Here is a 9,637-nt window from a genome sequence, read left to right as displayed (position 1 = left end):
CTCGGACCTGGATTTGGGCTCGGACCTGGATTTGGGCTCGGACCTGGATTTGGGCTCGGACCTGGATTTGGGCTTGGACCTGAATCCGGATTTGGGTTTGGATTTGGGCTTGGACTCGGCTCCTTAGTTACTACAGTTTTCTTCTTTTCTCCTGCAGCTACTTTAACCCTGCCATCCGGAGTGAATACCTCTATCGCAGCCTTGGTATCATTAATAACCTCACCCGCAACATTCTTATCCACAGTAATCTTAGATTGCTCTGCCCCCTCCTTTAAGGTAATATCAGCCTCTTTCTTCAAGGTAACATCCACCGTAACAGCTGCCATAAGCTTAACACCCTCTGCTGCTACAGTAATCGGAACCTCCTGTGTACTTCCCTTCAAGTTTACTACTGCCCCCACAGAGGAAATACTTACCGCACCAATCATTCCGTTTACATTTAAATTGACTACTTCTTTTTCCTTTCCTGTTACCAGCTCAAGGATCTTACTTCCTTTGTTTACTGTAATATCACTTTCCGCCCCCTTGGTCATAAGCCTTTTAACTGTGGTTTTTTTGCTGACCGTGACATTTGCTTTCTTTGCAGTGACTGTAATGGCATTATTTTTACCATTCTCGGTATATTTTTTTACTTCAGTTCCAGCTAAACTAATCGCCTGAAAGGATGCCTTATTTGTAATAGTTGCCTTTGGAGCATCGACTACCAGCTTAATATTCTTTGTTTTGCCACCGGCTGGAATCGTAAGCTTAACATTCTTATTAGTCTTGATCTTAATAGTGGTAGCCCTTCCACTTTTAATTGCTTTTTCCAGCTGCAACTGTGTTGACACTGTTACAGTTTTACTTGCTGCATCTGCTACTGATGATATCTGAAAGCTCAGACAGACAACTAGCAAAATTGCTAAAGTACGTCTTAAGATTTTCATTTATCCTACCTCCTTAATTTTTTCATATGTAGCTATGTATTTCTTATCATACCTTTTTCTGCATCTTTTGTCAATATTTTCCTTTTTTACTTGAGTTTTGCAGATTAAACTACCCTATTACTGCTCTTCACAAATTAGTATATTTTTAACATAAAAATATTATCCACTTCATTAGATTTTAGTTAATTTTAAAACAAAATAGATTTTTTAACTTTTGTATGTTATAATTAATTTACTGTTGTATGAGATTTATAGGGAAACAAAAAAATTTCTTTAAGGAGGGTTAACAAATGAGTTCAAAAAAAACAGCCGTTCCGTTCCGGGGAACGAAAGAGCAGGAAGAAGAACTTAAAAATATCATTGCTGAACATAAGGATGAACAAGGCTCTTTAATGCCTATTATGCAAAAAGCACAGGAAATCTATGGTTATCTTCCTATTGAAGTTCAGAAAATCATTTCCGACAAAACCGGTATTCCATTAGAAAAAATCTATGGTGTTGCCACCTTTTATTCCCAGTTTGCCTTAAATCCAAAGGGCAAAAATAAAATCAGTGTCTGTCTCGGTACCGCCTGCTACGTTAAGGGCTCTGGCGATATCTTTAATAAGCTGATGGAAATACTTGGCATTGAAAACGGTGGCTGTACTCCTGACGGACGCTTTTCTCTGGAGGCATGCCGATGCATCGGTGCCTGCGGTCTCGCTCCTGTCCTGACTGTCAATGACGAGGTTTATGGACGTCTGACTGTGGATGATGTGGCTGATATCTTATCCAAATATAACTAATCCAAATATAGCAAAAAGCTTACAGGTATTGATTATGATGACTGAAATTTCCCTGAATATTTTAGATATAGCTGAAAATTCTACCAGGGCTGAAGCTACACTGGTGGAAATCACCGTAGAGACAAGCACGGTCAAGGATACTCTTGCTATCACCATCAAGGATAATGGCAAAGGGATGTCAAAGGAGCAGGTAGCTGCAGTTGAGGATCCTTTTTTCACGACCCGGACTACCCGGAAGGCAGGACTTGGGATTCCTTTTTTCAAGCAGGCCGCCCTTATGACAGGCGGCAGCTTTTTCATAGATTCTACTCTGGGAAAAGGCACTACTGTAAAAGCGATATTTACCCTGTCTCACATTGACCGTATGCCTTTGGGGGATATAACCAGTACTATACATACCCTGATAACCTTTCATACACAGACAGATTTTATCTACACCTATAGCTATGATGAAAGAGGATTTACTCTGGACACCAGGGAAATGAAGGAAATCCTCGGCGGCATTCCTTTTGATGTCCCAGAGGTTTCCAATTACATCAAAGAATTTCTAATAGAAAATAAAGCAGAGGCAGATGGAGGTATTTCCTATTAAAATCAAGCATGGAAATATCGCAGATTGGAGGACAATATGAAATCTTTAGAAGAATTAAAAGCAATTCGCGAAAAGCTGCAGGGTCAGATTGGTGTTCGTTCTGAAGACGAAGCCCGTGTCCGTGTTATCGTAGGTATGGCTACCTGTGGCATTGCCAGCGGTGCAAGACCAGTTCTTACCGCTCTTTCCGATGCCGTACAGACAAAGAATTTATCCAATATTTCCGTTACCCAGACCGGCTGTATCGGTCTGTGCCAGTACGAACCGATCGTCGAGGTTTTAGAGCCAGGCAAGGACAAGGTTACTTATATCAAAATGACGCCCAAGAAGGCTATGGAGGTTGTAGAGCAGCATCTAATCCGTGGCCAGGCTGTTACTGAGTACACCATCAATTCTGCCATCAAATAATAACAGGAGGAGGACATAATTATGTATCATTCACATGTTTTAGTCTGCGGTGGAACCGGCTGTACTTCTTCCGGAAGCCAGGAAATCATGAAGACCCTGCAGGCAGAGATTGACAAAAACGGGCTTACCGATGAGGTAGCTGTAGTCCAGACCGGCTGCCACGGCCTTTGTGCCCTTGGCCCGATTATGATTGTATATCCTGAAGCAGCTTTCTACTCTATGGTAAAGGTAGATGATATCCCCGAAATTGTTTCCGAACATTTATTAAAGGGTCGTATTGTAAAACACCTTCTATACAATGAAACTGTAACCGATGAAGGTGCCGTAAAATCCTTAAAGGACACCACTTTCTATAAGCGTCAGCACAGAATTGCTCTTCGTAACTGTGGTGTCATCAACCCTGAAAATATCGATGAATATATTGCAACCCGTGGCTATGAAGCTCTTGGAAAGGTTCTTACTGAGATGACACCGGACGATGTTATCAAGGTAATCACCGACAGTGGTCTCCGTGGAAGAGGAGGTGGCGGCTTCCCTACCGGTATCAAATGGAAGCTGGCAAAGGGCAATGACGCCGACCAGAAATACGTCTGCTGTAATGCTGATGAAGGTGACCCTGGTGCTTTCATGGATCGTTCCATATTAGAGGGTGATCCACACGTTGTCTTTGAGGCTATGGCTATCGCAGGCTATGCTATCGGTGCCACCCAGGGTTACATCTATGTTCGTGCCGAATACCCAATCGCTGTACAGCGTCTGACTCTTGCCCTTTCACAGGCCAGAGATTATGGCTTATTAGGCAATCATATTTTTGGTACTGATTTCTGCTTCGATATTGATTTACGTCTTGGTGCAGGTGCTTTCGTATGTGGTGAAGAAACCGCTCTTATGACCTCTATCGAAGGTAACCGTGGTGAGCCTCGTCCAAGACCTCCTTTCCCAGCCCAAAAGGGTCTTTTTGGAAAGCCTACTATTTTAAATAACGTAGAAACCTATGCAAATGTACCACAGATTATTTTAAATGGTGCTGAATGGTTCGCTTCCATGGGTACGGAAAAATCCAAGGGTACCAAGGTATTCGCTTTAGGTGGAAAGATCAACAATACCGGTCTGGTAGAAATCCCTATGGGAACTACTCTCCGTAAGGTTGTTGAAGAAATCGGTGGCGGTATTCCTAATGGCAAGAAGTTTAAGGCAGCTCAGACCGGTGGTCCTTCCGGTGGATGTATCCCGGCAGAGCATTTTGATATTCCAATTGACTATGATAACTTAATCAGCATCGGCTCCATGATGGGCTCCGGTGGACTTATCGTTATGGATGAGGATAACTGTATGGTAGATATTGCCAAGTTCTTCCTTGAATTTACTGTAGACGAGTCCTGCGGAAAATGTACTCCTTGCCGTGTCGGTACCAAAAGAATGCTCGAAATTCTTGAGAAAATTACCAAGGGCCAGGGTACTTTAGAGGACATCGACAAGCTGGAAGAGCTTTGCTATTACATAAAAGAGAACTCCTTATGCGGACTTGGCCAGACAGCACCAAATCCAGTACTTTCTACCTTACGTTACTTCCGTGATGAATATGTTGCCCACGTTGTAGACAAGAAATGTCCTGCCGGCGTATGTAAGGCACTCCTGTCTTATCATATTAATCCTGATAAGTGTAAGGGCTGTACCCTGTGTGCAAGAACCTGTCCGAATGGTGCTATTTCTGGTACTGTTCAAAAGCCTCACGTTATTTCTCAGGAGCTCTGTGTTAAGTGCGGTGCTTGTATGGAAAAATGTAAATTCAGTGCAATTGAAAAGAGATAAGGAGGAGTCGAGACATGATAAACTTAAAAATAAATGGCATGGACATATCCGCTCCAGAGGGATCCACAATTTTAGAAGCGGCAAGACTGGCACATATCGAAATTCCGACTCTTTGTTTCCTGAAGGAAATCAACGAAATCGGTGCCTGCCGTATCTGTGTTGTTGAAGTAAAGGGTGCGAGAAGTCTAGTAGCTTCCTGCGTATACCCAGTAAACGAAGGCATGGAGGTATGGACCAATACCCCTAAGGTACTGGATTCCAGAAAGAAAACTCTCCAGCTGATTCTTTCCAACCATAACCGTTCCTGTTTGTCCTGTGTGCGAAGCGGTAGCTGTGAGCTTCAGACGCTGGCAAAGGAGCTTGGTGTAGATGATGAAGGCTATTACGATGGTATAAAAACACCTACTGAGATTGATGATTCTGCTGCTCACATGATTCGTGACAACAGCAAATGTATTCTTTGCAGACGCTGCCTGGCTGTCTGTGAAAAAGTACAGGATATTGGCGTAATTGGTGCAAACAATCGTGGCTTCCATACACAGATTGGCTGTGCCTTTGATATGGATTTAGCTGATACCAGCTGCGTATCCTGCGGTCAGTGTATCACTGTCTGTCCTACCGGTGCTCTTTCCGAAAAGGATTCTACCGAGGATGTATTTAAGGCCATCGCTGACCCTGAGAAACACGTTATCGTTCAGGTAGCTCCTGCTGTCCGTGCAGCCATCGGCGAAGCTTTTGGTCTTCCTATCGGAACCAACGCTGAGGGCCAGATGATTGCTGCTCTCCGCAGACTTGGCTTTGATAAAGTATTCGATACCGACTTCTCCGCTGACCTGACTATCATGGAGGAGGCTACCGAATTCTTAGACCGTGTACAGAACGGAGGCGTTCTTCCATTAATTACCTCCTGTTCTCCAGGATGGATTAAATACTGTGAGCATTACTTCCCGGATATGACTGAGAATCTGTCCTCCTGTAAGTCTCCACAGCAGATGTTTGGTGCTATTGCAAAGACCTACTATGCAGAGAAGATGGGTATTGATCCAAAGAATATCCTATCTGTCAGCATAATGCCATGTACTGCAAAGAAATTTGAAATCGGACGTGATGACCAGGATGCTGCCGGTGTCCCTGACGTTGATTTTGCCCTCACTACCAGAGAGCTAGCCCGTATGATTAAAAAGGCCGGTCTTAACTTCCTGTCGCTTCCTACAGACGAAAGGTTTGATGACCCTCTGGGACTTTCCACTGGTGCTGCTGTTATCTTCGGTGCTACTGGTGGTGTTATGGAGGCAGCTCTTCGTACCGCTGTATGGAAGCTGACCGGAGAGTCTAGTGACAGCCCAGTTGAGTTTAAAGAGGTTCGTGGTGTTGAAGGTATCAAAGAGGCTACCTACAATGTAAGCGGTATGGATGTAAAGGTTGCTGTTGCTTCCGGTCTTGGCAATGCAACAGCCCTGTTAGACAAGGTAAAGGCCGGTGAAGCTGATTATCATTTTATTGAAATCATGGGATGCCCAGGAGGCTGTGTCAACGGTGGTGGACAACCACAGGTGCCAGGCCACATCCGTAATACAACCGATATTCGTTCCCTGCGTGCAGGCGTTCTCTACGATCTGGATGAATCCAGACCTTTAAGACGCTCTCATGAAAATCCGGCAATCCAGACACTCTATAAAGAGTATCTTGGTGAGCCAGGCAGCCATAAGGCACATGAGCTTCTGCATACAACCTATGTAAAAAGAAGCGTCAACTAAAATTAAATCAAATTACATAAGAGAGATGAGGTTTTATTATGTTTAAAAATTTAAAGGTTCGTACAAAACTTTTAATACTATCCCTTGTAATGTTTACCGGTTTCTTCTTTGTAGCATTGTATAATCTTGCACAAGCCAAGAATTCCTATGAGCTCTCTGTTAACGCACTGGAGATCTCTTTAAACGAGGATTATGACACACAAATTAAAGATCAGGTAACAAACATAATTTCACTGATTGACTCTATTTATCAAAAACAGCTGGCTGGAGTCTATACTGAGGCAGAGGCTAAGAAATTAGCTGCTGATCTGGTAAGAGATATCCGATATGGTGAATCCGGCTACTTCTGGATTGATACCTATGAAGGCGATAATATTGTCCTTCTCGGCAGTGACACAGAAGGTACCAATCGTTGGAATGCCCAGGATAGCAACGGCACCTATATGGTACGTGATATCATTGAAAATGGTCGCAGGGAGGATGGTGGCTTTAGCGAATATTATTTTCCAAAGGAGGGTAAGACCGAATCCGACCCGAAGCGTGCCTACAGCAAGGCCTTTGAGCCTTATGAATGGGTCATCGGTACCGGGAATTATATTGATGAGCTGGAGGTTATTGCCCAGGAAAAAACCCAGAATCAAAAGGATGCCTATCTGCGTAACCGCCAGATTGTAATTACTGTTCTTATCCTGGCTGTCCTTATTATTGGTTTTATTACGATAGCTATTGCACTGGAAATCATCTCTGCCCTCAAGCACGCAGTAGCCTTTATGGAGGTTCTTTCTAAGGGGGACTATTCTATTTCTCTGCCAGATAGCTTTTTAAAGCGTAAGGATGATTTTGGCCAGCTGGCAAGGGCTATGGAAAATATGAAGAACGCAACCTGTCAGCTGATTGGCAGTGTACAGGCAGAGGCTGATGAAATTGAACATAACGTCACTACCGTAAATGGAAATATTATTTCTTTAAATGACGAGATCAGCAATATTTCTGCTACTACCCAGGAACTGGCTGCCAGCATGGAGGAAACTGCTGCCACCTCTCAGGAATTAACAGCCTCCTCTGAGGAAATTAATCATACCGTACAGCAAATGGCTCATCGTTCCCAAGAGGGTGCAAAGCAGGCAGAGGAAATTAGCAGCCGTGCCGAAAACATGAAAAATCATGTACTTGTCTCCCGTGAAAAAACTACGGTTACCCAGAATAAAATTCGCAAAGACTTAGAGGCTTCCCTAGAGCAATCCAAGGTTGTCAGTGAAATTTATAAGCTGGCAGAATCCATTATGGAAATCACCAGTCAGACTAATCTCCTTGCCTTAAATGCCTCTATTGAAGCTGCAAGAGCTGGCGAAGCCGGCAAAGGCTTTGCTGTCGTTGCTAATGAAATCGGCAGCCTTGCAGACCAATCCAAGGACACGGTTATCAAAATCCAGCAGGTTACACAGGAGGTTACCTCTGCTGTAGAGACTCTTGCCTCCAATGCAAGCCGCCTGATTGAATTTATCTCCACAGATATTAATGCCGATTATGATACCTTCATGGAGGTTGGTCTTCAGTACAATACAGACGCTAAATTTATCAGCGAACTGGTAAACAGTGTTAACGCTTCGTCTCAGGAATTATCCACGGTAATTCAAAATATCAGCCTTTCCATCGGAGAAATTTCCCGAGCTGCTAACGAGGGTGCCGAGGGTACTACTGATATTGCAGAAAGAGCTTCCAATATCACGCAGCAATCTGAAAATGTTCTCGAAGAAACACAGAAAACCAAGAATACCGCTGATGCTCTGGCAAATCAAATTTCTAAATTTAAAATCTAATATTATTAGGACTTTAGTCCGATATATATAGTAGAACCAATAAACGGCACTGTTAAAATATACATCCAAGGAGGGAGTTAAAGCAGCAGCTGTAAAAGAAATTTCTACTATTTTCAAGGTAAACTCTATATGTTTTATTCCTCAGTCAAAGAATACTCGTGAGGAATCTGCACAGAGCCGCTCTTTTGATAACAGAAAAACAGGTAGCTTTGCATCCGCTCTGGACAGTGCAGCAGAGAAGGAAACAAAAGCCTCCTTAAACTGCCACACCTGTACCTATGGAGCAAACTTAAAGCTTAACAATTTTCTATATCAGCCTAAGGAATATACATACTAGAGTAGCACCAAAAAGAAATCCTCTGGAAAGACGGAGCTTCCAGGGGATTTCTTTTATTACAATTTTAAATTTTTTACACTTTCCCGAAGCACCAGCTTCGATGGTATAAGGGTCTGAATACCGATTTCTCTTTCGTTCCAGATTCTCTCTGCCAGAATATCTACGGCACGTTCGCCCATAAATTCCATATACAGCTTTACCGTTGTCAGAGGCGGCACCAGATACTTTGCCGCAGAAATATCATTATATCCGATTAAGCTTACATCCTCCGGAATCAAGAGCCCCTTCTCATTAACTGCCTTGTAACAGCCAATAGCCAAGGAATCATTAGCCACAAATACCGCTGTCGGCTGATTAGGAAGCTCTAAAAGCTCTCTCATCATATGATAACCATTTCGAGGTGTATAGCCCTCAACCTTCAAGTATTCCGGCAGAAACAGACCTTTTTCTTTCATATAATCCCGGTACAAGCAGGTTCGCGTATCCACAACTTCTCTTCCATCTGAATCCGTTTCTGTCCCTCCAATAAAGGCAATTTTTTCATGTCCCTGCTCTATCAGGTAGTCCATTACCTTTTTCACCGAACGGCGGATATCGTGAATTACCGCATCAAATCCATCATAATCCGGCAGTGCATCTACAAAAACTGCCGGTTTCTCAAAGGACTGTATTTTCTCTTCCATAGAATGACTGAAGGTTCCCAGACAAATCAGACCGTCCAGCCCTGCCATATTTTCCTTCTCATCCCGGCTGCTGATACGGATTTTCTTATATCCCTCTTTTTCTATCTTTTTCTCAATCGCTACACGGACAGAAAGGTAATAGGTATCCTCCAACTCCTCCTCCAGGGAATAGGAATAAAGCACACCTATTTTTAACTTCCGCTTTCTTCGCTTCTTATCCTTCAGCGGATATTCCAGTTGGTCTGCAGCTTCAAATATTCTTTTTTTCGTTTCATCCTGGACATTTAGTGTTTCATCGTAGTTAAGCACCCTGGAAACCGTTGCTATGGAAACACCAGCCAATTCTGCTATTTCTTTTATCGTTGCCATACTGTTCCTTCGATTCTTCTTTATAAAATATATTCATGAAAACATTCTATCACATTTAGCATACTTCTGCAAGAAATCCTCATGCTTGTTCAGCTTTGAGGAATAAAAACTTTTCGCAAAGGGGCTGATTTCACATGACCAAGAAAGA

At 43.1% G+C, this 9,637-nt stretch carries 8 protein-coding genes; 6 read left to right on the top strand and 2 right to left on the bottom strand.

Annotation, left to right across the window (positions count from 1 at the left end; translation table 11 throughout):
- Positions 1-926 (bottom strand): hypothetical protein (locus ASU35_RS19930; RefSeq protein ID WP_187142761.1); only part of this gene is annotated, 926 nt, incomplete at its 3' end.
- Between the two features lie 290 nt (positions 927-1,216).
- Between ASU35_RS19930 and ASU35_RS14165 the strand changes: the two genes are divergently transcribed.
- The 6 genes from ASU35_RS14165 to ASU35_RS14140 are packed head-to-tail and all read left to right on the top strand — an operon-like array spanning position 1,217 to position 8,100.
- On the top strand, positions 1,217-1,711 hold the full coding sequence (locus ASU35_RS14165; protein WP_058353634.1) for an NADH-quinone oxidoreductase subunit NuoE family protein: 495 nt from the start codon (positions 1,217-1,219) through the stop codon (positions 1,709-1,711).
- Positions 1,712-1,745: 34 nt separating this feature from the next.
- The gene (locus ASU35_RS14160; protein WP_058353717.1) at positions 1,746-2,303 is read left to right on the top strand and encodes an ATP-binding protein; all 558 of its coding nucleotides are present in this window, start codon (positions 1,746-1,748) and stop codon (positions 2,301-2,303) included.
- Between the two features lie 36 nt (positions 2,304-2,339).
- Positions 2,340-2,711 carry a (2Fe-2S) ferredoxin domain-containing protein gene (locus ASU35_RS14155; RefSeq protein ID WP_058353633.1) on the top strand — a complete coding sequence of 124 codons (372 nt, stop codon included), beginning with the start codon at positions 2,340-2,342 and terminating at the stop codon, positions 2,709-2,711.
- A gap of 21 nt (positions 2,712-2,732) precedes the next feature.
- Positions 2,733-4,523 (top strand): NADH-quinone oxidoreductase subunit NuoF, encoded by a 1,791-nt coding sequence (locus ASU35_RS14150; RefSeq protein WP_058353632.1) that lies wholly within the window; start codon positions 2,733-2,735, stop codon positions 4,521-4,523.
- A 14-nt stretch (positions 4,524-4,537) separates the two neighbouring features.
- Positions 4,538-6,280, top strand: coding sequence for an NADH-dependent [FeFe] hydrogenase, group A6 (locus ASU35_RS14145; protein WP_058353631.1), 1,743 nt, complete (start codon positions 4,538-4,540; stop codon positions 6,278-6,280).
- Between the two features lie 38 nt (positions 6,281-6,318).
- On the top strand, positions 6,319-8,100 hold the full coding sequence (locus ASU35_RS14140) for a methyl-accepting chemotaxis protein (RefSeq protein WP_058353630.1): 1,782 nt from the start codon (positions 6,319-6,321) through the stop codon (positions 8,098-8,100).
- A 393-nt stretch (positions 8,101-8,493) separates the two neighbouring features.
- Here the strand turns inward: ASU35_RS14140 and ASU35_RS14135 are convergent, their stop codons facing one another.
- Positions 8,494-9,489, bottom strand: coding sequence for a LacI family DNA-binding transcriptional regulator (locus ASU35_RS14135; RefSeq protein ID WP_058353629.1), 996 nt, complete (start codon positions 9,487-9,489; stop codon positions 8,494-8,496).
- Between the last annotated feature and the right edge of the window lie 148 nt (positions 9,490-9,637).

It is taken from the genome of Acetivibrio ethanolgignens, from assembly GCF_001461035.1.
GTDB lineage: Bacteria > Bacillota > Clostridia > Lachnospirales > Lachnospiraceae > Velocimicrobium > Velocimicrobium ethanolgignens.
Note: the sequence above shows the minus strand (reverse complement) of the source record. Positions and strands in the feature narration are given on the sequence as shown.